Here is a 23,017-nt window from a genome sequence, read left to right on the forward strand (position 1 = left end):
GGTGACCGGTGATCAGGTGAGGCCGAGCAGCGAGTCGAGTGCCGCCACCGGGTCCGGGGACGGCTCGCCGCGGGGCCACCAGTCCTCGCGGCCGGGGTCGGACTCGTAGCCGTACCAGCGGCCGTCGCGGCCCAGGCGGAGCTGGAGGGACGGGGTCGACAGGCGGTTGCGGCGGGGGCGGAACTCGGGGTGGCCCGTGGCGAGGAGCGCGGGGCGGGCGCGGTCGAAAGGCCCGGCCGGCGGGTCCCACTCCTCCTCCAGGACGCCGAGGCCCGCGAACCCGCCCTGACGCCAGGCGGCGACCGCGCGGGCGAGGTCGCCGGGGGTGCGGCCGGTGCCGCGGGCCAGGGACGCGTACAGGGTGCGGGTCGCCGCGGTGAGGCCGGAGCCGGGGTGTGCGGCGGCGAGCCGGACCGCGTCCTGCCACGGCGTGAATCCGGCGAGCGGGTCGACGCCCGTCGTGAGCAGGGCGTGGGCGCGGGCCGCCGCCTCCGTGGCGAGGAGGTCGAGGGCGAGCGGGTCCGGGGCGCCGGGCGCCTGCGGGTAGGACGGCGGGCGCTCGGGGTGGGCGGGCGGCGGGAACTCCGGCGGCAGGGCGGGCAGTCGCGCCGCGTCCTGCGCGAACACGTCGCGGGCGGGGCGTGAGTCGAGGTCCGGCCCCGAGGCCTCCGCTTCCGACTCCTGCTGCTCGCGCGCCGTGTGCGTGGCGTGCCGCCGGGTCAGGTCGGCGAGCAGCTCCTGCTCGCCGCGTCCGCGCAGCAGGAAGAGGACGAACGGGTCCTCGTCGATGAGCCGCGCCGTCTGGTAGCAGAGCGCCGCCGCGTGCTTGCACGGGTGCGCGCGGTCCGGACAGGTGCACTCGGGGGTGAGGTCGTCGACGGCGGGCAGCAGGTCGGCGGTGGCGGCGAGCGCGTGCGGCACGTCCTTGTCGAGCAGGGACGCCATGTGGTCGGGGCGGGAGACCGCGGTGTCCAGGAAACGCTCCCAGGCCTCGTCCGGCAGGGTGCGCAGCCGCAGTTCGGCCCGGTAGGGGCGGGGGCGCGAGCCGTGCACGTACGCGACGACGCGGCCGGGCGTGACGGTGATCGCGTCGACGTGACCCCGATCGGCGTAGGCGCGACCGCGGGCGAGGCGGGCCGGGTCGAGGGCCGTGTCCTCCAGGGCGTCCACCCACGCGTTGCCCCACCAGGTGAGCGCGAAGGCGGTGCTCGGCCGGGCGCGGGGCGGCAGCGGCGGGAAGGTGCGGCGGGTGTCGGTGTGCCGGGCCTGCGCCTGCTCACCGGCTCGGGCGCGGCCGGGGACGTGCGCGGCGGGGCGCCGGGCGCGGGCGGGGCTCATGAGGGGGCACTTCCCTTCGCGCTCAAGGCTGTTGGCTTCCCGTGCGCTTCCCTGACGGTTCGGTTCCGGTGCGCGCTCATGACGGTGCGGCTCTCCCGCGCGCCCACGTCGGCTCCCTTCTTGTGCGCGCCCATGGCCGTGCGCTTCGCCCGCGCCCTCATGACGCGTCCCGGCGCAGGGAGACCAGGTCGGTCAGCTCGCGGTCGGACAGCTCGGTGAGCGCGGCCTCGCCGGAGCCGAGCACGGCGTCGGCGAGGGCTCGCTTGCTCGCGAGGAGTTCGGCGATGCGGTCCTCGACGGTGCCCTCGGTGATGAGCCGGTGGACCTGGACGGGCTGGGTCTGTCCGATGCGGTAGGCGCGGTCGGTGGCCTGCTCCTCGACCGCCGGGTTCCACCAGCGGTCGAAGTGCACGACGTGGCCCGCGCGCGTGAGGTTGAGCCCGGTGCCCGCGGCCTTCAACGACAGCAGGAAGACGGGCACTTCACCGGCCTGGAACCGGTCGACCATGCGCTCGCGCTCGGCGACGGGGGTGCCGCCGTGCAGCAGCTGGCAGGGGATCGCACGCGTGGCCAGGTGGGTGGCGAGCAGCTTGGCCATGGACACGTACTGGGTGAAGACGAGGACGGAACCGCCCGAGCCGTCCTCGGCGACGATCGTGTCGAGGAGTTCGTCGAGCAGGGCGAGCTTTCCGGAGCGGCCGGCGAGCCGGGGCCTGCTGTCCTCGGCCTCCGCCTCCTTCAGGTACTGCGCCGGGTGGTTGCAGATCTGCTTGAGGGAGGTGAGCAGCTTCATGACGAGGCCGCGGCGGCCGATGCCCTCGGCGGCCTCGATCTGCGCCATGGACTCGCGGACCACGGCCTCGTACAGCGAGGCCTGTTCGCGGGTGAGCGGGGCCGGGTGGTCGGACTCGGTCTTGGGCGGCAGCTCGGGGACGATGCCGGGGTCGGACTTCTTGCGGCGCAGGATGAACGGGCGGACGAGCCGGGCCAGCCGCTCGATCGCCTCCGGGTCCGTGCCGCCGTGCCCCTGGAGCGGGACCTCGCCCTCGACCACGCGCGCGTGCCGGGCACGGAACGCCTTGAGCGGGCCGAGCAGTCCGGGGGTCGTCCAGTCGAGCAGGGCCCACAGCTCCGACAGGTTGTTCTCCACCGGGGTGCCGGTGAGGGCCACGCGCGCGGGGGCGTCGATGGTGCGCAGCGCCTTCGCGGTCGCCGAATGCGGGTTCTTGACGTGCTGGGCCTCGTCGGCGACGACCATGCCCCAGGTGTGCGCCGCGAGTTCGGCCGCGCGGGTGCGGACGGTGCCGTACGTGGTGAGGACGAAGCCGCTGGAGTCGAGCGTGCGGGCGCTGCTGTGGAAGCGGGTCACGGGGACGCCGGGGGCGAACTTCTCGATCTCGCGCTGCCAGTTGCCGAGCAGGGAGGCGGGGCAGACGACGAGGGTGGGGTGCGGGCGGGCGCGGCGCAGGTGGAGGGCGATGAGGGTGACGGTCTTGCCGAGGCCCATGTCGTCGGCGAGGCAGCCGCCGAGGCCCAGCGAGGTCATGAGGTCGAGCCAGGCGAGGCCTCGCAGCTGGTAGTCGCGCAGGGTGGCGGCGAGGCCCGGGGGCGGCTCGACGGTGTCGAGGCCGCGGGTGAGGCGGTCGCGCAGCTCGGCGAGGCGACCGGTCGGCACGGCGGGGACGCGCTCGCCGTCGACCTCGGCCTCGCCGGTGAGCGCGACGGCCAGTGCGTCGACGGGCTGGAGCAGGCCCAGCTCGCGCTTGCGGGCCTTGCGCACGAGGTCGGGGTCGACGACGACCCACTGGTCGCGCAGCCGGACCACCGCGCGGTGTGACTCGGCGAGCCGGTCCATCTCCCGCTCGGTGAGCGGGTCGCCGTCGAGCGCCAGCTGCCAGTTGAACGCGAGCAGTTCGTCGCTGTCGAAGAACGGGGTGCCGTCGGTCGCCGAGCCCGGCGCGGCCTGGGCCCGTACGACGGCGGTGGCGGTGAGGGAGCGGGCCAGCTCGCGCGGCCAGTGGACGGCGACCCCGGCCTTCGCGAGGCGTGCGGCGCCCGGCCCGAGGAGGTCGATCAGCTCGCTCTCGCTCAGGGCGAGGACGTCGGGCACGTCCTGCTCCAGGAGGCGGCCGAGCGGCGGCCAGGCGGCGACGGCACGGCGCACGGCGAGCACGGCGTCGATCCGGGCGCGCGGTCCGAAGTGCTCGTCGGCGTCCCCGGCCCACAGGGCGGCGGCGTCGACGACGCGCGTGGGATCGGCGAGGCTGTGGACCTGGACGACGGCGGCTCCGGCGCGCCGCTCCCCCGCCTCCTCGGGCGCGGCGTCCTCCTCGGCCGCGTCGAAGAGGGCGTGCTGCGCGAGGTCGAGCCGGAGCGAGACCTTCACCCCCGCGTCGAGCCCGGCGGCCGCCTCGACGGCCCAGGGGCGCGCGTGCGGGAGGTACTGGGCGGCGGCCGCGGCGAACGGCGCGCCGGCCGCGTGCGCCGCGGCCGGGGTGCGGGGCAGCGTGTCGGCTACGGCGTCGAGGAACGCGCGTACGAGGGCCTGGGGCTCCGGCAGCCGCAGCGGGCGGCGGCCCGGGAGCGGGGTCGCGTACCCCTCGGGCGGCAGGGCCGCGGCGATGCCCCGGATCTGCGCGACGTCGTCCTCGTCGAGCGGGCCCGCGCGCCAGGCGTCGTGGTCGGAGGCGGTGAGTCCGGGCAGCATCCGGCCGCGGGCGACCAGGTGCAGGGCGTGCGCGGCGGCGGCGCCCCAGGCGGCGGTGGCGGGGTGGGCGGCACGGGTGCGGCGGGCGCGCAGGAGCAGCGGCAGCGCGTCGGCAACGGACAGCACGCGCGCGGGGACCTTGCGCGAGCGCACGCCGGTGCCGTGCGGCCGCACCACCGTGATCTCCGCGTCGGCGCCGGGCGGCCCGGCGCCGTCCGGGCACCAGAGGGCGATGCGGCCCTCGCGCGGCAGGGGCGCGGGCAGGAAGACGGCGGCGACCTCCGCGCCCACGGCCTGCGGCTCCGGCGGTGTCACGCCACGTCACCTCCTCCTGGTCACTGCTCACTGCTCACGTCCGGTCCGCGTCCCGTGCGGCCCGGTCTCCACGACCCGTACGACCTTACGGGCCGGGTCTGACAATCACGGTCCGCGCTCCCCGGTCCGCGCCGGGGAGCACGGACCGGGGAGAATGGCCCCGGACCTGCACGAGACCTCATGAACAGGCGTGAACCTTGGGTGATCTGCTCCTCGTCCGGCACGGCGAGACCGAATGGGCGCTGAACGGACGGCACACGAGCTGGACGGACATCCCGCTCACGGAGAACGGCAGGGAGCAGGCGCGCCGGGTCGCGCCGCTCGTCGGCAGCTACCACGTGGGGGCGGTGTTCACGAGCCCCATGCGGCGCGCCCGGGACACCGCGAAGCTCGCGGGCCTGGACCAGGCCGTGGTGGACCCGGACCTGTGCGAGTGGGACTACGGCGGTTACGAGGGCGTGACGACGCTGGAGATCCATCGCACCCGGCCCGGCTGGTTCCTGTTCGACGACGGGGTGGCGCCGGGTCCGCCGGAGCATCCGGGCGAGACGCCGGAGCAGGTGGGGGCGCGTGCGGACCGGATGCTGTCGAAGGTGGACGCGGCGCTCGCGAACAACGAGGGCAGCGTCGTGCTCGTCGCGCACGGCCATTTCCTGCGGGTGCTGACCGCGCGGCGCCTCGGCCTGTCGGCGTCCGAGGGCGCGCACTTCCTGCTGGCGACCGGCACCGTGAGCCGGATCAGCACGGAGCACGGCCGTCCGGTGATCGCGGGCTGGAACCTGCGGCCCTGACCCCGAGCCCGACGGCCCCGGCAGCATGGTCGGCACTGTCGGCGTGGCCGACCGTGTCGGCCTGATCGGCCCTGGCGGCATCACCCGCCCCGTCGGCATCACCGGCCGCGTCGGCGTGATCGGCTCCGCCGGCGTGATGGGCACGGTCAGCGCGGCCGGCCCCGTCGGCGTGATCGGCCCCGTCGGCGTGGCCGGCTCTGCCGACGTGATCGGCGCTGTCCGCGTGATCCGCCTGATCCTCGTGATCCGCGTTGTCAGTGCTCCCGTGCACCATCGTGGTCAGGAGGTGTGCCATGACCAGACCGCCGACCGCCGCGCAGCGGCGGATCATCGACGCGGCCGATCCGGAGACGGGCCGGATCACGGGGAGCGAGACCCAGCTGGCGCGGCTCGTCGTGCTGAAGCTGGCGTTCCGGCATCCCCGGCCGCCGCACGCCCACTTCCTGACCCCGGAGGGCCACCGGCTGCGGGAGGCGGGCCCGGAGCTGCCGCCGCCGCCCGAGCCGGAGGCTCAGCGGGACGGGCGGTTCCGGGCGCGGCTGGGCGGCGAGCCGGACGCCGTGGCCTCGCCCGCGCGGGCCCGCGAGGTCCGCACGGCCTGGCAGGGACTGCTCGAGATACGCCGGATGACGAATCCGGACGGGGCGCTCGACCGGCCCTGCGCCTGGGAGCGCGGCCGGCTCGAGCACGCGGCGGCCCTCGCCCTGGAGGCGGCGGGCCGGGAGCCGGCGAGCACCGCGGCGCCGGGTTACCGGGTGACGTCGACGCCGCAGCCCGAGGCGGTGTCGGTGCACCATCCGGACGCGGCGGGCCTCGCGGCCTGCGCGGCGACGCTGACCGAGGCCGGCTGGCAGGTCAGCGAGCACGCCGGGAAGCGGGGCGAGCGCTGGCTGCTCGCCTCGCCCAGACGCACGTAGCGTGATCTCCTGCTCCGGGCGGGGGCGAGGAATGCGGGGCCGGTCCCGGCTGTTGGCCTCGTCGAGAGGCCTGAGCAAGCGCTCAGGCACAGGGGCAGGCAGACATGCAGCGCAGGGCGCGCGGCGAGAGGAACATCGTGACCGATCCGCACAACAGCGAGCCGTACTCCGTGCACATCCAGGTCCGGGGCTACGAGACGGACTCCCAGGGACATCTGAACCAGGCGGTCTACCTCCAGTACGCGGAGCACGCGCGCTGGTCGGCGCTGCGGCACGGCGGCATCGAGCAGGGCGATCTGCTGGCCCGGGGCGTGGGCCCGGTGGCGCTGGAGACGACCATCCGCTACCTGCGCGAGCTGCGGGCCGGCGACGAGGTGGACGTGGACTGTGTCTTCGAGTGGGGCGAGGGCAAGACGTTCCGCATGCGTCAGACGGTGCGCAAGGCGGACGGCACGGTGTCGGCGGAGGTGTCCGCCGTGGGCGGGATCCTGGACCTGAAGGCGCGCAAGCTGGTGCCGGATCCGCGGCAGGTCTTCAAGGAGCTGTCGGCGGACCCGGGCGTGTTCGGCCTGTAGGCCGGGACTCCCGGGTCCGCCGGTCGGCCGGGGGGCTCAGTCCGCCGTCAGCCGGCGGGCCGGGACGATCTCCTGTTCCTGGTCCGGGCTGGACCACAGGAGCTTCATGTGGGCCTCGCCGGTGTTCTCCGTGTAGTCGATCCGGATGGCGTGCCGGGTGCCGGCCGTGAGGCGCACCGTCCCCTTGTCGACGCGCGGGCCGTGCGGATCCGAGGCGTCGACGACCAGCTTGCCGTCGATCCAGACGCGGGCGGTGTCGTCGGAGACGGTGGTGAGGGTGTAGTTCTCCGTGCGCGGGGCGGTCAGATGGCCGCTCCAGCGGACGGAGAAGGTGTCCGCGGGGATGCTCGGGTCGGGTGAACCGGCGTACTTCCAGGCGTGGTTGACGGTCGGGTCGACGCGGGTGATCTTCGGGTCGCCGCTGAGCGTGGCGTTGTCGAAGATCTCCTGCTTGAGGCCGTGACCGGTGCTCGTGGGTGTCTCGGGGCCCGTGTCGACGGTCAGCCGGACGACGGTGGCGATGTCGTTGGTGGGCCCGCCGGACGGGGTGAGGTCGTAGCCGTCGCCGGAGCGGGTGACGGTGACCTCCTGGTCGCTGCCGAGCACGCGCGCGTGCGCGATCTTGAAGTCGGTGCGGGCCTTGAGGTGCAGCGGCTGTCCGGCGGCGGGCCAGTCGGTGACGGCGGCGTACAGCACGTCGCCCTTGCGGCTGACCGAGCCCCAGGCCGGCTCGTCGACAAGGCCTCCGTAGCGGGCCCCGTACACGGCCTCGCCCTGGCCGTCCGCGCGGAGCCAGTCGCCCATCTGCTTCAGGCGGTCCACGGACTGCCGCGGAATGCCGCCGCGGCTGTCCGGGCCGACGTTCAGCAGGTAGTTGCCGCTGCGCGAGGACGTGGCGAGCAGGTTACGGACGAGACTGCCGGGGGACTTCCAGTTCTGGTCGTAACGGGCGTAGCCCCAGTGCCCGTTGAGGGTCATGCACGACTCCCAGAGCTGGCCGTCGACCGGGGCGTCGGGGATGGTCTGCTCGGGGGTGCCGTAGTCGCCGTCGACGACGCGGCGCTTGCCGACGCGGTTGTTGACGACGAGGTCCGGGTCGAGGTCGTGGAGGTAGGCCTCCAGGCGCTCGCCGTCGCGCGCGGTCCACGGGTTGTGCGGGTCCTCGGTGTCCCATTCTCCGTCGAACCACAGCAGGGCCGGGTCGTAGGAGTCGACGAGCTCCTTGAGCTGGGCGTACATGCGCTTCTCGTACTTCGGGAAGGTCGCGGGGTCCGGGAAGTCCGGGTCGTGCCAGTCCCAGATCGAGTAGTAGAAGCCGAGCTTGATGCCCGCGTCGTCGGCGGCCTTCTTCAGTTCGGCGAGGATGTCGCGGTTCTTGTCGAAGGACGAATGGTCGCGCAGGTTCCAGGAGTTGACCTTCGTGGGCCACATCGCGTAACCCTCGTGATGCTTGGACGTGATGACGATGTACTTCATCCCCGCGTCCTTGGCGGTCTTCACGACGGCCTTCGCGTCGAAGTCGGCGGGGTCGAACGTCGCCGCCTTCTTCTCGTACGCGTCTGTGGGGATCTTGCACGAGCGCTGGATCCACTCGGCGTCGCGGCAGACGGTGCCGTCGGCCCGCGGGTACTCGCCCTCCCAGTTGGAGTAGGCGCCGAAGTGGATGAACATGCCGAAGCGGTCCTGGCGCCACCAGTCGGTGCGCTCGGACGTGAAGGGGTCGTCGTGGGCGTAGTCCGTGCCGGGCCCCGCGGCGGTGGCGCCGGAGGCCGCCGGCGCCTCGGACGGGGCGGCGGAGACCGGCCCGGCGGCCGTGGCCGTCAGGGTCGCGGCGAGCAGGACGGCGAGTCCCGCGATGCTTCGCTGAATGCGCATGGTGCGGCTCCCGGGGTGTGGGTACGTCGGTGCATGCGTGGCGCGTGGGACCTGAGGCGAACCAAACGCATCGGAACGTAGAGGCGCATACATCGGATGTCAATGCATCCTGCACCCGCCCACTGCGGCCACAGCGGGCGCGAATCAGCCATCCCGACGGCACCACATCCGATGAATCGATGCGCGATCCGGCCGCAGCGAGCGGGGGCGCCGCCGCCCCGCGGAGCGCGTCGTTCACCTGTCCCCTGCCGGGGCTTCGGCATGGCGTCACGTCCGGCGGGGGTCGCGCCGGGTATGCAGGAGCCATGCCGCTGGCTCGCCGTACGCTCCTGACCGCGCTCGCCGGATCGGCCGCGGTGTCCTGCACCGCCGGGGCCGACCGGGCCGACGCCCTGCCCTCCTCCGCCGCGACCGGCGGCGCCGCCGCACGCGCCGCGCGCCGTCTGCTCGGACCCGCCGCGGACCAGCTGGACTTCGATCCGCCGGGCGGCCCGCACGACACCTACCGGGTGGCGGCCTCGGGTGGCCGGATCCGGGTGACGGGCTCCTCGCCGGCCGTGCAGCTGGCCGGTCTGCGCCGGTACTTGAAGGACGTCGTGCACGCCAACATCTCCTGGGCGGGCGAGCAGGTGGACCTGCCGGACCGGCTGCCGCTGCCGGCACGGGCGCTGTCCGGGCACGCGGGCGTGCCGCACCGGTTCGTGCTCAACGACACGAACGACGGCTACACCGGGGCGTACCACGATTGGGCGTACTGGGAGCGGGAGCTGGACGTGCTCGCGCTGCACGGGTTCAACGAAGTGTTCGTGCAGGCCGGCGCGGACGCGCTCTACCACCGGGTGTTCCGCGGGTTCGGGTACACGGACGCCGAGCTGCGGGACTGGATCCCCTCCCCCGCGCACCAGCCGTGGTGGCTGCTGCAGAACATGGCGGGCCCGGCGGGCGGGCCCGTCTCGGCGCAGTTGCTCGCGGCGCGCGCCCGGCTCGGGCGCCGGATCGCGGACCGGGTGCGGGAGTTGGGCATGGAGCCGGTGCTCCCCGGCTACTTCGGGACGGTGCCGCCGGGCTTCGCGGACCGCAATCCCGGGGCGCACGTGGTGCCGCAGGGCGACTGGTACGGGTACCGGCGCCCCGAGTGGCTGGATCCGCGCGGCCGGCAGTTCGCCTCGGTGGCCGCCGCGTTCTACCGGGAACAGGAGAAGCTGTTCGGCCCCGCCCGCCTGTTCAAGATGGATCTGCTGCACGAGGGCGGCAGCGCGGGCGACGTGCCGGTCGGGGAAGCGGCGCGCGGCGTCGAGAGGGGCCTGCGGGACGCGCACGGCGACGCGGTCTGGGTGATCCTCGGCTGGCGGCACAATCCGCCGCGGGCGATCGTGGACGCCATCGACAAGCGGCACATGCTGGTGGTTGACGGGCTCTCCGACCGGTTCACGAGCATCACCGACCGGGACGCGGACTGGGGCGGCACGCCGTACGCGTTCGGCTCGATCTGGAACTTCGGCGGGCACACCGTGCTCGGGGCCAACACCCGGGACTGGGCAGAGCTGTTCCCGGCCTGGCGGGACCGTCCGGGCAGCGCGCTGCGCGGTACGGCGCTGCTGCCGGAGGCGGCCGACAACAATCCGGCCGCGTTCGAGCTGTTCTCCGAACTCGCCTGGACCGACGGGGCGTTGGACCTCGAGAGCTGGTTCGAGGCGTATGCCGTGGCCCGGTACGGGGAGCGGGACGCGCGGGCCGTCGCCGCCTGGGACGTGCTGCGGCGCACCGCGTACGGGACGACCCGCGCGGACGAGTGGGCGGAGGGCGCGGACGGGCTCTTCGGGGCGCGCCCCTCGCTCAAGGCCGTGTCGGCCGCGACGTGGTCGCCGAAGCGGCTGCGCTACGACGCGGGCGAGTTCGAGAAGGCACTCGGTCATCTGCTGGCGGTGCGGCCCGGTCTGCGCGGTTCGTCGGCGTACCGCACCGACCTGCTCGACGTGGCACGGCAGGCGCTCTCCAACCGCAGTCGGTCACTGCTGCCGCGGATCAGGGCGGCGTACGAGGCGAAGGACGCGGCCGGGTTCGACCGGCTGTGCGCGGACTGGCTCTCCCTCATGACGCTGCTGGACCGGCTGCTCGCCACCGACTCCCGCCATCTGCTGGGCCGTTGGGTCGCCGAGGCGCGCGCCTGGGGCGCCGACACCGCCGAGCGGAACCGGCTCGCGCAGGACGCGCTGTCGATCGTGACGGTGTGGGGGACGCGGTCGGGTGCGGCGGCGGGCCTGCACGACTACGCGAACCGGGAGTGGGCGGGCCTGGTCGGCGGGCTGTACCGCAAGCGCTGGGCGGCGTACTTCTCCGAGCTGCGGGCCGCGCTCGGTGCGGGGCGCGCGCCCGGGAAGCAGGACTGGTACGCGTTCGACTCCGCGTGGATCCGCGATCCGGGGGCGCTCGCGACGCGGCCCACCGGCAGCACGTACGACCTGGCGGTTCAGGTGCGGGACCGGTTGCGGCAGGGCTGAACGGGACCCGCTCCGCAGACGTCTGACGGCTGTTCGACGGGTGTACGTGCCGCCGGATCTCTGGTAGGAAACCTTCCTAACAGTCGGCGGAACGTTCAACTCCCCCAGGAGGAACCGTGCCCACCCCCCACATACGCACCTCCCGTCGCACGCTGCTCACCCTCATCGGCGCCACCGTCGTAGCGGCGCCGCTGCTCACCACCCAGATCGCCGGGGCCGCCGGGTTGCCGGCGCATGCGGTCGGGCTCGACGACCCGGCGAAGAAGGAGATCGCCATGCAGCTCGTGTCGAGCGCCGAGAACTCCTCGCTCGACTGGAAGGCCCAGTACCGGTACATCGAGGACATCGGTGACGGCCGCGGCTACACGGCGGGCATCATCGGGTTCTGCTCCGGCACCGGCGACATGCTCGACCTCGTCGAGCTCTACACCCGGCGCGAGCCGGACAACCCCCTCGCCGCGTACCTGCCCGCCCTGCGCGCGGTCGACGGCAGCGACTCGCACGAGGGCCTGGACCCGGGCTTCCCCGACGCCTGGGCCGAGGCTGCCCGCGACAGCGCCTTCCGGCGGGCGCAGGACGACGAACGGGACCGGGTGTACTTCGACCCGGCGGTGTCCCGGGGCAAGGCCGACGGGGTCGGCACGCTCGGGCAGTTCGCGTACTACGACGCCATCGTGATGCACGGCGACGGGTCGGACCCCACCGGCTTCGGCGGGATCCGGGCGCGCGCCCTCCGCGCGGCTCAGCCGCCGGCGCGGGGCGGGGACGAGGTGGAGTGGCTCGACGCGTTCCTCGACGCGCGGGTGTGGGCCATGAAGCAGGAGGAGGCGCACAGTGACACCAGCCGGGTCGACACCGCTCAGCGGGTTTTCCTCCGGAAGGGGAACCTGGGGCTCGAGACGCCGCTCGACTGGAAGGTGTACGGGGATGCGTATCACATTGGGTGAGTTGGTCCAGGCCCCGCTGGGGTGCGGGGAGTCGGGCTGCGCGAACTCGTCTGCCTGGTCCGGCGCGTGCGCGTCTGCCGGTAGCGTCGTGGCTGGTCGCGCAGTTCCCCGCGCCCCTGACGGCCCCTGACGGGGCGCTTCCCGCACGGTGTCGCGCTCTCAGCCGATCGTGACCACTCGGGCCCAGTCCGGGGGGCCGTCGGGCTCGTAGTCCTCGTCGTTCTCGTTCACCCGGCGGGCGGGCCGCGGGAAGAGGCCCACCACCGTGCGGCAGGGCGGGCGTTCGGAGGGCCAGGGGGTCTGGCCGTCGGTCAGGGCGACGATCACGTCGGGGCCCGGGCCGCGGCGCAGGGCCGTCGCGAAGCCCGAGCGCAGGTCGGTGCCGCCCCCGCCCACGAGTTCCAGGCTCTCCGCGCGGCAGAGCGGGACCGCGACCCCGGCCGCCGCGTCGCACGAGACGACCGAGACGAGGTCGCGCCGGCCGCCCACCGCGCGGGCGATCGCGGCCACCTCCAGCAGGGCGCTGCCGAGTTCGGCGTCGCTCACCGAGCCGGACGTGTCGATGACCACGCAGACGCGGGGCGGCGTGCGGCGCAGGCTCGGCAGGATGACGCCGGGCAGCGAGGCGGAGCGGCGCGAGGGTCGCCGGTAGCTGTGGTTCTCGCCGACGCCGGGGGCGCCCGCCGCCGAGCGGATCGCGGCGCCGAGCAACTGCCGCCAGGGCTGCGGGGGTTGGAACGCCTCGTCGGCCCAGCGCCGCCAGCCCGCGGGCGCCTCGCCGGGGGCGCCCTTGATCGCCTCGGTCACCCGGAACCGTACGGCGTCCCGCTGCTGGCGGGTGAGGCCCTGGGCGCCGTCGGGGCCCAGCTCCCAGGGGCGGGGCTCGCCGTCGGCGCCGCTGCCGCAGTCCAACCACGCCAGGTCGCCGGCGAGACCCTTCATGGAGGCGGTGCGCAGGTACTCCTCCATCAGCAGGCCGTCGCTGAGCCTCAGCCGCGAGGGCAGGACGACACCGGCGGGTCGCGGGAGGCCGTCGCCGTAGATGTCGTCGTTGATCTCGAAGTCGGCGGCGATGTTGCGGCGCAGGCGCTGGAAGGCGCCGTGCTCCTCGTGTTCGCGGGCGTAGCGGGCGCCGCGCTCGTGGTGGTCGCGCAGCAGGTGCGACACCTCGTGCACCCAGACCCCGGCCAGGTCCTCGACGCTCATCCGGGCCACGAAGGCGGGCGAGACGTAGCAGCGCCAGTGGGCGTCGACTCCCATGGTCGGCACGGCCCGGTCCTCGACGATGTGGAGGGCGAACAGCGCGGCCGCGAGGTAGGGGCGGACCTTCACGGCGTGCAGCCGCGCGGCGAGCAGCTTCTCCATGTCGAGCGGCAGCCCGGACGTGTCGGGGGTGCGGGCGGGCGGCCGGGTGAGCGGGGCCTTCACCGGGCGCGGTGGCGGAGGCGGGGCCATGGGCCGGGGCAGGGGGCGGGGCGAGCGGCGCGGCGCCGGGTTCGTCGTCGTCATCGGCGGGCCCCCTTCGCCGCGGCCCGGACGCGGTCCACCGAGCGGTCGGCGGTCCGGGCGATGCCGATGACGTCGGCCAGGCGTTCCATCGCGGCCGGGACCTCCCAGGTGTCGCGGCGCAGCCCGGCCAGGGCCGTCGCGGGGGCGACCAGGAGGTCGGGGGCGCCGGTCTCCAGGGCGCGTACGAGGACGGTCCACGCCGCGTCCCAGCGGGCCTGTTCCGGGCGGGCGCCCACCGCGGCGACCACCGCTTCGAGCGCGGCCTGGCGCAGGTCGCCGCGCTCGGGGAGTTCCGCGCGGGGCGGCTGAGCGAGGAGGTCCTCCGGGTTGGGCAGGTCCATCCGGTCGAGGTGGGCGAGGAGTTCGAGCCCGGGGCCGTCGCCGACCGCGCCGCGCACGAGCAGGGCGAGCACCTCGCGCGAGACACCGGCCGCGGTGCCGAACGCCAGCAGGGTCAGCGCCGCCTCCCAGCTGCGCGGCGAGGGCCAGGCGCCGCCGCGCCGGGTCTCGGAGTTGGGCAGCCGGTGGATCAGGGTGGGGCGGGCCTCCAGAAAGCCGCAGACCGCGCGCCGGGCGAGCGCGACGGCGTCGGCGAGCCGGTCGGGGTCCAGGCTCGGCAGGGTGGCCCGGGGCCAGACGCCGCCGAGGCCCCGCACGACCACGTCGCGGTCGTGCACCCAGTACAGGTGCACGAACCGGTTCGCGAGCGGCGGGCTCAGCTCCCAGCCGTCCGCGGCGGAGGCCCGGGGGTTGGCGGCGGCCACGATCCGTACGCCGGGCGGCAGTTGGAGCGAACCGACGCGGCGCTCCAGGACGACGCGGAGCAGCGCGGCCTGCACGGCCGGGGTCGCGGTGGACAGCTCGTCGAGGAAGAGCAGTCCGCGCCCCGCCGCGACGAGTTCGACCGCCCACTGCGGCGGCGCCATCGGAACGCCCTGCACGGCGGGGTCCTCGCCGACGATCGGCAGCCCCGAGAAGTCGGACGGCTCGTGCACGCTGGCGATCACGGTGGTCAGCGGCAGCCCGAGCGAATCGGCGAGCTGGTTCAGCGCGGCGGTCTTTCCGATGCCGGGCTCGCCCCACAGCAGCACGGGCAGATCGGCGGCGACGGCGAGCGTCAGCGCCTCCAGCTGCTCGTCGGGCCGGGGCTCGGTCGTGGTGCACCGCAGCAGTGCCAACAGGTCCCCGGCGACGGCGAGTCGGGAGGCGGGGCTCTCATGGGGCGCGGGGGTCTGGGTGGGCGTGGCCAGAAGGGTACGGACAGTCATGGGCATCACCAGGGGTGTTCGGGGACGGGACACACGCCCGTCCGGCGTTCGGAAGAAGATCGAGCGGCGTCGGCGGACGAGGGTCGCGAGCACGCGGCGGAGCCGCATCTCGGCACGGTCCGGCGCCTCTTCGGGGGTGCGGGCCGGCGACGGCTCGTCACCTGCTGGGGGCTCGCCGCCACCCGTTCCGTCGCCCCCGCTTCAGGAGGAGTTCGGGCGGGAGGCTCCGGGCGAGGCGCAGCCGGCCACCGGGGCCGGCGGCCGCGCCGGGGTGGTCGTCCGGCAGGCCGGAGCGGAAGAGGCCGTGGTCGACCCGGCCCGCCGCGGCCTGTTCCAGTGCGTCGCGGAGCGGACCGGCGCGGAGCATCGCGCCCGGGCCGAGCAGGCCCTCGACGACGTCGAGCGCTCCGCGGACGTCACCGTGCCCGAGCCGTTCGCGTACGGCGGGCAGGGCCTCGGGCGTGCGGTGGACCGCGTCGATGGCGCGCAGGCAGGGCAGCGGCGGGCCGCCGAGCGCCACCAGGAGGTCCTCGCGGCGCAGTTGCTCGGCGTCGTGGTCGACGGCGGTCAGGACGCCGTCGCGCAGCGCGATCCGGTGAATCTCGCCGCGGCACTCGACGCGGTGCGGGTCGGCCGGTGCGGCGTCGGCGTCGTGCGGCAGCGCCGGCTCGGGCGGGGCGTACGGGTGCAGGGCCGCCGCGACCAAGGGGTGGAGGGCGTCGAGGGTGACGAGTCCGGCGCGCAGGAGGGACAGGTCCGGGGCCTCGTGGACGGCCGCTTCGGGGAGCGCGGGCAGTGCGGCGGCCTGGCGGGACGGCACGGCGTCGCGCAGCGGGCGGACCGTGGGGACATGGCTGTCGTCGGGGGCGACGAGTTCGAGCACGGCACGCCGGCGGGCGTCGAGCCGTACGGTGAACACCCCGCGCGGGCGGCCCGTGGCGCCGCGCAGCAGCAGTTCCGCCTCGGTGGCGAGGTCGGCCGGGGCGCGGGCCGCGAGTTCGGCGCTGCGCTCCGCGTCCCAGAGGTGGCGGTGCAGGTCGAGCCGGAAGCGGCGGTCGGGGTGCGGATGCGGGTGGTCGCCGAGCGGGGCGCCGCCCGAGCCCTCCCACAGCGCCAGGGAGATCCGCTGGCCCGCGTCGGCGCCGACCGGCATGGTCCGTGCGACGAGGTGCAGGGGCGGGTCGCCCGGTGCGCCGTAGCGGACGAGGGGGACGGTCAGGCCGGGGCGCAGCCGCCCGTCGGGGGCCATGCGGGGCAGGTGCCAGCGCAGCAGGTCCGGCGCGAGACGGCGCAGGTCGGCGCGGAGGCGGGCGGTCTGTTCGGTGCCGTGGCGACGGCGCACGGCGCGCAGATCGAGGTCGGGGTCGACGCGGGCGGCGGCGCAGGCGCCTGCCCAGTCGCCCGCACCGCGGCGTGCGGTGGCGGTCTCGATCATGGACGGTGGCACGGCGTAACGGCGTACGCGCTGCCACATCAGCAGGTGGGGTGGAATTCCGTCCGGGAGGTGATGTGCCATCAGCACTCACCTTGCGTGGACGGTTCCCCCAATCGGTGCGAGGAGGTGTTCAGCATCGCGGGCATCGTAACCACACACGCGATGATCTGTCAGTCGGGTTTTTCGCCGGACTCTTCTCCGGGGGCGGAGATCCGGCGGGGGCCGGTGCCTTGTCGTCGGCACCGACGCCCTCCGTGTTCTGCTTCCGTCCCGGTGTCGCGGCGTCAGTGCGCGGCGGCCGCCGAGTGCCCCGTGCGCTGTTCCGCGATGGCGTCGCCGGACTCCATCGGCGAGGTGACGTCATCGGCGTCGCGGCCGCGTCCGAGGTGGTTGAACAGGATGTTGAGGACGACCGCGGCGACGCAGCCGGTGGAGATGCCCGAGTCCAGGATGATCTTCGCGTTCTCCGGGAACGCGTGGTAGAACTCCGGCTCCGCGATCGGGATGAGGCCGACGGCGAGCGAGACGGCGACGATGAGGACGTTGTTGTCCTTCTCCATGCCGGCCTTGACCAGGGTCTGGATGCCGCTGGCCGCGACCGAGCCGAACAGGACGACGCCGGCGCCGCCGAGCACCGGGCGCGGGACCACGGCGATGAGCGAGGCGGCCATGGGGCACAGGCCCATCAGGACGAGGAAGCCGCCGCCGGCGGCGACCACGAACCGGCTGCGGATCTTGGTCATGGCGACGAGGCCGATGTTCTGCGCGAAGGCGCTGCACATGAAGCCGTTGAACAGCGGGCTGATCGCGGTGCCGAGGGTGTCGGCGCGCAGGCCGGCGGCGATGGTCTTCTCGTCGGCGGGCCGGCCGACGATCTCACCGAGGGCGAGCATGTCGGCGGTGGACTCGGTCATCGAGACGACCATGACGACGCAGAGCGAGACGATGGCCGCGCCGGCGAACTGCGGGGCGCCGAAGTGGAACGGGGTCGGGAAGCCGACGATCGCGGCGTCGCCGACCGGGCCGAAGTCCGTGACGCCGAACGGGATCGCGATGAGGGTGCCGACGACCAGGCCGAGCAGGACCGCGATCTGCTTGACGAAGCCGGTGGTGAAGCGGCGCAGCAGCAGCACGATGAGCAGGGTGATGCCGGCGAGCGACAGGTTCTTCATCGACCCGAAGTCGGATGCCGCGGGGTTGGGTCCCTGGGCCCAGCCGAAGGCGACGGGCATGAGGGAGACACCGATGAGGGTGATGACGGTGCCGGTGACGACCGGCGGGAAGAAGCGGACCATCTTCGAGAAGAAGGGTGCCGCGATGAATCCGAGGATGCCCGCGACGATCACCGCCCCGAAGATGATGGGCAGCGCGTCGTCCTTGTCCTTGGTGGAGGCGACGACGGCGAGCATGGGGGCGACACCGGCGAAGGTGACGCCGTTCACGAAGGGGAGCCGGGCGCCTATCTTCCAGAAGCCGAGCGTCTGGAGGAAGGTCGCGAGGCCTGCCGTGAACAGGCAGGCGCCGGTGAGGAAGGTGAGGTCTTTCGGGCTCAGTCCGATCGCGGCGCCGACGATGAGCGGGGGCGCGACCACGCCCGCGTACATGGCGGCGACGTGCTGGAGGCCCGTGGTCGCCATCTTCAGCGGCGGGAGGGTCTCGTCGACCGGATGTTTGGTCTGCTCCGCGCCCTCGGGTGCGGAGGTGGTGCCTTGCTTGGTGAACCTGGGCTTCGTCGCCACTGCGGCTCCTCCGGTTGTTTTCCGGCACCGGGCTCTCGCCGGTGCTTTTCGCTTCATGGAGGTGGTGCATGGTGATGCAAGGTGCAAGGTGCTGACCGGTGTTCAGTTGTTGTGCGCCCAGGTAGTGCTGACCGCCCCGGGAACGTGAGGCTTTGGGCCACGTTCCGGGGCGGCACCCGAGCTGCCCGCTCGGCAGCTCGGGTCCCCGGTCAGGGGCCGTCCCCCCTGACCGGAGTCGGTGGATCAGGCCTGCGCGACGATGCGCGCGAGGCGCTGGGCCTCGTCCCGCGTGGAGCGGGCGATGGCGTCCTCGTCGGCGTGCAGCAGGCGGCCGTTCTCGACGACCGGCTTGCCGTTGACGAGGGAGAGGGTGACCGGTGCGGCCGCGCCGAAGACGAGCGCGGTCACCGGGTCGGCGATCGACGAGTGGGCCAGGGTGTCCAGCTTCCACAGGACGAGGTCGGCGAGCTTGCCGGCTTCCAGAGATCCGATCTGGGAGGCCCGGCCGAGGACCTGAGCACCTCCGTACGTCCCCAGGCGCAGGGCCTGGCGGGCGTTGAGGGCGGCCTCGCGGTGGGCGCCGAGGCGGTTGATGAGCAGCGCGTTGCGCAGTTCGGTGTGCAGTTCGCCCGACTCGTTGGAGGCGGTGCCGTCGACGCCGAGGCCGACGGGGACGCCGGCCGCGAGCATGTCGGGGACGCGGGCGATACCGGCCGCGAGGCGGGCGTTGGAGGACGGGCAGTGGGCGACGCCCGTCTTCGTCCGGCCGAACGCGGCGATGTCGGAGTCGTTCATGTGGACGCTGTGCGCCATCCACACGTCCTCACCGAGCCAGCCCGTCGACTCGAAGTAGTCGGTCGGGCCCATGCCGAACAGCTCGTGGCAGAACTTCTCCTCCTCGACGGTCTCGCTGCCGTGGGTGTGCAGCCGTACGCCGAGGCGGCGCGCCAACTCGGCGCCCTGCTTGAGGAGTTCGGTGGACACCGAGAACGGCGAGCAGGGGGCCACGGCCACCTGCGTCATCGCGTCGAAGGAGGCGTCGTGGTGCTTCTTGACGGTTTCCTCGGTGGCGGCGAGGGCGCCTTCGAGGGTCTCGACCGCGAAGTCCGGCGGCAGGCCGCCGTCCTTCTCGCTGCGGTCCATGGAGCCGCGGGCCAGGGTGAACCGCACGCCCATCTCGGAGGCGGCCCGGATGATCGATCCGGAGAGGTCGCCCGAGCCCTTGGGGAACACGTAGTGGTGGTCCATGGCGGTGGTGACACCGCCGCGGGCCATCATCGCGAGGGAGCCCTGCGCCGCCGCGTACGTCATCTGCTCGTCGATGCGCGCCCAGGTCGGGTAGAGCGCCACCAGCCAGTTGAACAGGTTGTGGTCCGTCGCCAGGCCACGGGTGATCCACTGGTAGAAGTGGTGGTGCGTGTTGACCAGGCCGGGCGTGGCCAGGTGGCCGGTCCCGTCGATGCGGCGGACTACGTTCTCGAGGTCCTTCGGGGCCTGTCCCGCCCCGATGGACTCGATCCTGTTGCCGCTGACGACGATGTGACCCGAGGCGTACTCGGTGTCCTGTGCGTCGACCGTCGCGATCGCGACGTTCTCGATGACGATGCGGTCTGCCGAAGAAGGTGCCATGGTGCTTCCTTCATTTCGTGTGTGGCGATGTGGGCACGGCAGGACCCTAGGAGGATTTGAGTGCCGCGGTGGCGCTGGCGCTGCCGCGGGTGCCGAGATGGTGGAAGAAGAGATTCAGCGAGACGGCGACGAGTGCGCCGGCGCTGATGCCGGAGCCGAGCACGGTCTGCGCCCAGGCGGGGAAGTCGGCGTAGAAGCCGGGCGCGGCGAGCGGGATGATGCCCGCGCCGAGCGATACGGCCACCAGGATGATGTTGGAGCTGTCGTCGAGGCCCGCCTCCGAGAGGGTGCGGATGCCGCTGACGGCGATGGACCCGAAGAGGACGATGCCCGCTCCGCCGAGGACCGGCATGGGGACCATCGAGACCACCGCGCCCAGCACCGGGAAGGCGCCGAGGATCAGCAGGGCGCCGCCGGCGACGGCGACGACGTAGCGGCTGCGCACCTTGGTGAGCGAGACGACGCCGACGTTCTGCGCGAAGGCGGAGGTCGGGAAGCCGCCGAAGACCGGCCCGAGGAAGGTGGCGAGGCCGTCGGTGCGCAGACCCCTGGTGATGGTCTTTCCGTCGCAGTCGCGCTCGCAGATCTCGCCGATGGCGAGCATGCCGGCGCTGGACTCCGTCATGAGGACGAGCATGACCAGGCACAGCGAGATGATCGCGGCGGGCTGGAACTCGGGTGCGCCGAAGGCGAAGGGGGTGGGCAGCGCCGCGACGGGCGCCGACTTGAGGGCGCCGAAGTCGGCCATGCCGAACGGGATGGCGGCGAGGGTGCCGATCAACAGCCCGAAGAGCAGGGCGACTTGCTTGACGAAGCCCTTGCCGAACCGCTGGATGAACAGGATGACGGCGAGGGTGAAGCCGGCGAGCGCGAGGTAGCGCATGTCGCCGTAGTCGGCGGCGGTCTTGTCGCCGCCCTGGGCCCAGCTGACCGGCACGGGCATCAGGGTCACACCGATGAGGGTGATCACGACGCCTGTGACGAGCGGCGGGAAGAAGCGCAGGAGCCGGCCGAAGAACGGTCCGATGGCGAGACAGAAGACGCCCGCGACCATCACGGCCCCGTAGATGGCGGGGAGTTGGTCGCCCTTGGCGTTGGTCTCGGCGATGGCGAGCATCGGTGCGATGCCCGCGGAGGACGCGGCGTTGACGAAGGGCAGCCGGTTTCCGACGAGTCCCTTGACGCCGAGCGTCTGGAGCAGGGTGGCCACACCGGCGATGAGCAGGGACGCGGCGATCAGCCGGGTCTGGCCCGCGGTGTCGAGGTGGACGGCCTGGCCGATGATGAGCGGCGGGGTGACGACGCCCGCGTACATGGCGGCGATGTGCTGGAGTGCGGCGGGGACGAGCCGCGACGGGTGGAGCTTCTCATCCACCGGGTGGACCGCTTCGGCGGTCGCTGTGGTGCTTTCCGGTGGGGTGGAACACGGGCCTTCGGCTGCCGCCGGCCCTTGTGCTGGCACTGCCATTGCTTTGTTCCCTCCGGTGTGGCGCGCCCCCGCCCACTGCGGGGCGGACGGGGGCGCGCGCCCCGCGTCAGAGGTTGGTCATGTCGACCGGGATGCGCTGGTCGGCGCCGTCCCGCAGGATCGTGGCCTCGATGAGGCCGTAGGGGCGGTCGGCGGCCCAGTACACGGCACCGTCCTTCGCCTCGTTCTCCAGGCCGAAGGACGAGAGGTCCTGGCGGAAGTGGTGCTTGTTCGGCGCGGAGAAGCGGATCTCGTCGATCTCGGTGCGGTTGTTGATGATCCGCGAACCCATCTGGAAGAGGGTCTGCTGCAGCGAGAGCGAGTACGTCTCGACGAAGGCCTCGAGCATGTGCTTCTTGGCCTGGTCGTAGGACTTGTTCCAGTTCGGCGTGCGCTCGTCGGCGGACGTCCAGTTGTGGCGCCACCACGTCGACAGGGACGTGGCGAGGATACGGTCGTAGTCCTCCTGGAGCGTCGTGTACTTGTCCTTGATGAAGCCCCAGAACTCCGAGTTGGTGGAGTTCATGACGGTGAGGTCCTTGAGGCCGGAGAGGACCTCGAACTTCTCGCCGTCGTAGGTGATCTGCGCGAGGCGGATCTCCTGGCCCTTGCGGACGAAGGAGTGCTTGACCTCGTCGGCGCCGATGAACTTGGAGCCCGCGTCGGAGCCGGCGATCCGCTCCCAGGCGTACTCCTCGAGCCGGATGCGGGCCCGGTGGATGGACGGCTGGCTGTCGACGAAGTGCCGGGCGAGCTCGATGCCGTACTGCTCGATCGACTCGATCCCGTATTCCTTCGCGAAGGCGAAGCAGGTGTTCTTGGTGGTGTCCGTCGGCAGGCAGTTGGCGTTCGACCCGGTCAGGTGGACGTCGTCGAGGTCACCGCTGAGGGCGACCGAGACGTTGACGTCCTTGATGTGGTGGGTGTCGCCGTCCCGCGTGATCTTGACAACGCGGTTCTCCGCCTTGCCGTACTGGTTCTGGCCCAGGATCGTAGGCATGTCTGCTAGCTCCCTCGGTAAACGGAGTAGCCGAACGGGTTGAGCAGCAGCGGCACGTGGTAGCGCTCGCCCGGGACGACGGCGAACGTGATCGCCACCTCCGGGAAGAACACCGCGGACGCGTCGCTGTCCCGATTCGCGGGGGCGTCCTGCTGCGCATCGGCTTGCTTCTTGGCGAAGTACGTCTCGGTGTCGAAGTCGAGGCGTACGTGGGTGGTGTCCGCCGGCAGGACCGGCAGGTTCTTGCAGCGCCCGTCGTCGTCCGTGGCCGAGGAACCGAGGGTCACCCAGTCGGCGTCCGAGCCGGAGCGCGCCGCGACGGTGACCGCGACGTCGACGGCCGGGAGGCCGAGGCTGGTGTCCAGGATGTGCGTGGACACGTAGGGGGCGGTCTTCTCGGTGCTCATCAGGCGTTCTCTCCTTGTTCCACGAGGCTCGTGAGGCGGATGCGGTTGATCTTGCCGAGTTCGGCGCGGACGATCTCCCACTCCTGGTCCGGCGTGTTCGCGATCCGGACCTTGAGCGCGTCGCGCATCTGCTCGCCGGTCAGACCGGTGGCGCAGATGAGGAAGACATGCCCGAAGCGGTCCTGGTAGGCCAGGTTGAGCTCGAGCATCTCCGCCTTGAGTTCCTCGGAGGCTCCGGCCATGCCCCGCTGCTCGCGGGACGAGGTCGGGTCGCCGGGCTTCGGGCGACCGATCGGCGGGTGACCCGCCATGGCTTCCGCGAGGTCCTCCGTGGACAGCTCGGCCATGGCGGCGTCACTGGCGGTGAAGAGGGTCTGAGCGGAAGCGAACGGGCGCTGGGCGATGATCTTGCGCCCCCACGCCGATGAAGTGCACACCTCGTGGAGTTCGGCCTGGGCCGCGCTCTCGTCCGAGGTGTTGAACCGGGTCAACCCCCGCTGGGTGGCTGACGAACCTGAAGTCACGGGACTGCCTCCGTGGCCTTGTGCTGGACGGGCTGCGGATAGCTAACGCCCTCGGAAACACCACGTCAACAG

Annotated in this window: 17 protein-coding genes; 5 read left to right on the forward strand and 12 right to left on the reverse strand. The window is 73.2% G+C overall.

Going from position 1 to position 23,017, the window contains the following annotated elements; translation table 11 throughout:
* Positions 1 to 12: 12 nt before the first annotated feature.
* Entirely contained in the window at positions 13 to 1,338 is a 1,326-nt protein-coding gene (locus IAG42_RS06930) for an SWIM zinc finger family protein (RefSeq protein ID WP_188336147.1), read from the reverse strand.
* Positions 1,339 to 1,495: 157 nt separating this feature from the next.
* Positions 1,496 to 4,360 (reverse strand): DEAD/DEAH box helicase, encoded by a 2,865-nt coding sequence (locus IAG42_RS06935; protein WP_394811193.1) that lies wholly within the window; start codon positions 4,358 to 4,360, stop codon positions 1,496 to 1,498.
* A 197-nt stretch (positions 4,361 to 4,557) separates the two neighbouring features.
* Here IAG42_RS06935 and IAG42_RS06940 point away from each other — a divergent pair, with 197 nt between their 5' ends.
* The 3 genes from IAG42_RS06940 to IAG42_RS06950 all read left to right on the forward strand — a co-directional run bounded on the left by IAG42_RS06940 (position 4,558) and on the right by IAG42_RS06950 (position 6,643).
* Positions 4,558 to 5,151, forward strand: a complete 594-nt coding sequence (locus IAG42_RS06940) for a histidine phosphatase family protein (RefSeq protein ID WP_188336148.1) — start codon at positions 4,558 to 4,560, stop codon at positions 5,149 to 5,151.
* A 293-nt stretch (positions 5,152 to 5,444) separates the two neighbouring features.
* A complete protein-coding gene (locus IAG42_RS06945) occupies positions 5,445 to 6,068 on the forward strand; it encodes a hypothetical protein (protein WP_188336149.1) in 624 nt (207 codons plus the stop codon).
* 137 nt (positions 6,069 to 6,205) lie between these two features.
* Positions 6,206 to 6,643 carry an acyl-CoA thioesterase gene (locus IAG42_RS06950; RefSeq protein ID WP_223205888.1) on the forward strand — a complete coding sequence of 146 codons (438 nt, stop codon included), beginning with the start codon at positions 6,206 to 6,208 and terminating at the stop codon, positions 6,641 to 6,643.
* Positions 6,644 to 6,679: 36 nt separating this feature from the next.
* Here IAG42_RS06950 and IAG42_RS06955 read toward each other — a convergent pair whose 3' ends face one another.
* Positions 6,680 to 8,518 (reverse strand): alpha-L-fucosidase, encoded by a 1,839-nt coding sequence (locus tag IAG42_RS06955; RefSeq protein WP_188336151.1) that lies wholly within the window; start codon positions 8,516 to 8,518, stop codon positions 6,680 to 6,682.
* A gap of 305 nt (positions 8,519 to 8,823) precedes the next feature.
* Here IAG42_RS06955 and IAG42_RS06960 point away from each other — a divergent pair, with 305 nt between their 5' ends.
* Together IAG42_RS06960 and IAG42_RS06965 are read left to right on the forward strand one after the other, a co-directional pair.
* Positions 8,824 to 11,019 (forward strand): alpha-N-acetylglucosaminidase, encoded by a 2,196-nt coding sequence (locus tag IAG42_RS06960; protein WP_188336152.1) that lies wholly within the window; start codon positions 8,824 to 8,826, stop codon positions 11,017 to 11,019.
* A gap of 116 nt (positions 11,020 to 11,135) precedes the next feature.
* Entirely contained in the window at positions 11,136 to 11,966 is an 831-nt protein-coding gene (locus IAG42_RS06965; RefSeq protein WP_188336153.1) for a chitosanase, read from the forward strand.
* Positions 11,967 to 12,125: 159 nt separating this feature from the next.
* Here IAG42_RS06965 and IAG42_RS06970 read toward each other — a convergent pair whose 3' ends face one another.
* The 9 genes from IAG42_RS06970 to uraD form a co-directional block, all read right to left on the reverse strand.
* Positions 12,126 to 13,331 carry a vWA domain-containing protein gene (locus IAG42_RS06970; RefSeq protein WP_188341225.1) on the reverse strand — a complete coding sequence of 402 codons (1,206 nt, stop codon included), beginning with the start codon at positions 13,329 to 13,331 and terminating at the stop codon, positions 12,126 to 12,128.
* A gap of 140 nt (positions 13,332 to 13,471) precedes the next feature.
* Positions 13,472 to 14,743, reverse strand: coding sequence for an AAA family ATPase (locus IAG42_RS06975; protein ID WP_188336154.1), 1,272 nt, complete (start codon positions 14,741 to 14,743; stop codon positions 13,472 to 13,474).
* Positions 14,744 to 14,900: 157 nt separating this feature from the next.
* Positions 14,901 to 16,259 carry a hypothetical protein gene (locus IAG42_RS06980; RefSeq protein ID WP_188336155.1) on the reverse strand — a complete coding sequence of 453 codons (1,359 nt, stop codon included), beginning with the start codon at positions 16,257 to 16,259 and terminating at the stop codon, positions 14,901 to 14,903.
* A 203-nt stretch (positions 16,260 to 16,462) separates the two neighbouring features.
* Positions 16,463 to 17,815: a nucleobase:cation symporter-2 family protein gene (locus tag IAG42_RS06985; protein ID WP_223206365.1), complete on the reverse strand. Its 1,353-nt coding sequence runs from the start codon at positions 17,813 to 17,815 to the stop codon at positions 16,463 to 16,465.
* 345 nt (positions 17,816 to 18,160) lie between these two features.
* On the reverse strand, positions 18,161 to 19,546 hold the full coding sequence (locus IAG42_RS06990) for an 8-oxoguanine deaminase (RefSeq protein WP_188336157.1): 1,386 nt from the start codon (positions 19,544 to 19,546) through the stop codon (positions 18,161 to 18,163).
* A gap of 46 nt (positions 19,547 to 19,592) precedes the next feature.
* Positions 19,593 to 21,014, reverse strand: a complete 1,422-nt coding sequence (locus IAG42_RS06995; protein WP_188336158.1) for a nucleobase:cation symporter-2 family protein — start codon at positions 21,012 to 21,014, stop codon at positions 19,593 to 19,595.
* Positions 21,015 to 21,081: 67 nt separating this feature from the next.
* On the reverse strand, positions 21,082 to 22,014 hold the full coding sequence (gene pucL, locus IAG42_RS07000; RefSeq protein ID WP_188336159.1) for a factor-independent urate hydroxylase: 933 nt from the start codon (positions 22,012 to 22,014) through the stop codon (positions 21,082 to 21,084).
* A gap of 5 nt (positions 22,015 to 22,019) precedes the next feature.
* Positions 22,020 to 22,421 carry a hydroxyisourate hydrolase gene (gene uraH / locus IAG42_RS07005; RefSeq protein WP_188336160.1) on the reverse strand — a complete coding sequence of 134 codons (402 nt, stop codon included), beginning with the start codon at positions 22,419 to 22,421 and terminating at the stop codon, positions 22,020 to 22,022.
* Positions 22,421 to 22,945 carry a 2-oxo-4-hydroxy-4-carboxy-5-ureidoimidazoline decarboxylase gene (uraD, locus tag IAG42_RS07010; RefSeq protein WP_188336161.1) on the reverse strand — a complete coding sequence of 175 codons (525 nt, stop codon included), beginning with the start codon at positions 22,943 to 22,945 and terminating at the stop codon, positions 22,421 to 22,423. The genes uraH and uraD overlap by 1 nt, the downstream gene beginning before the upstream one ends.
* Between the last annotated feature and the right edge of the window lie 72 nt (positions 22,946 to 23,017).

The organism is Streptomyces xanthii, from assembly GCF_014621695.1.
In the GTDB taxonomy this organism is placed as follows: Bacteria; Actinomycetota; Actinomycetes; order Streptomycetales; family Streptomycetaceae; genus Streptomyces; species Streptomyces xanthii.

Coding starts and splice junctions, on each gene's coding strand:
- IAG42_RS06930 (WP_188336147.1), bottom strand. CDS start 1,338: ATGAGCCCCGCCCGCGCCCGGCGCCCCGCCGCGCACGTCCCCGGCCGC.
- IAG42_RS06945 (WP_188336149.1), top strand. CDS start 5,445: ATGACCAGACCGCCGACCGCCGCGCAGCGGCGGATCATCGACGCGGCC.
- IAG42_RS06955 (WP_188336151.1), bottom strand. CDS start 8,518: ATGCGCATTCAGCGAAGCATCGCGGGACTCGCCGTCCTGCTCGCCGCG.
- IAG42_RS06960 (WP_188336152.1), top strand. CDS start 8,824: ATGCCGCTGGCTCGCCGTACGCTCCTGACCGCGCTCGCCGGATCGGCC.
- IAG42_RS06970 (WP_188341225.1), bottom strand. CDS start 13,331: ATGGAGAAGCTGCTCGCCGCGCGGCTGCACGCCGTGAAGGTCCGCCCC.
- IAG42_RS06975 (WP_188336154.1), bottom strand. CDS start 14,743: ATGACTGTCCGTACCCTTCTGGCCACGCCCACCCAGACCCCCGCGCCC.
- IAG42_RS06980 (WP_188336155.1), bottom strand. CDS start 16,259: ATGGCACATCACCTCCCGGACGGAATTCCACCCCACCTGCTGATGTGG.
- IAG42_RS06985 (WP_223206365.1), bottom strand. CDS start 17,815: ATGGCGACCACGGGCCTCCAGCACGTCGCCGCCATGTACGCGGGCGTG.
- IAG42_RS06990 (WP_188336157.1), bottom strand. CDS start 19,546: ATGGCACCTTCTTCGGCAGACCGCATCGTCATCGAGAACGTCGCGATC.
- IAG42_RS06995 (WP_188336158.1), bottom strand. CDS start 21,014: ATGGCAGTGCCAGCACAAGGGCCGGCGGCAGCCGAAGGCCCGTGTTCC.
- pucL (WP_188336159.1), bottom strand. CDS start 22,014: ATGCCTACGATCCTGGGCCAGAACCAGTACGGCAAGGCGGAGAACCGC.
- uraH (WP_188336160.1), bottom strand. CDS start 22,421: ATGAGCACCGAGAAGACCGCCCCCTACGTGTCCACGCACATCCTGGAC.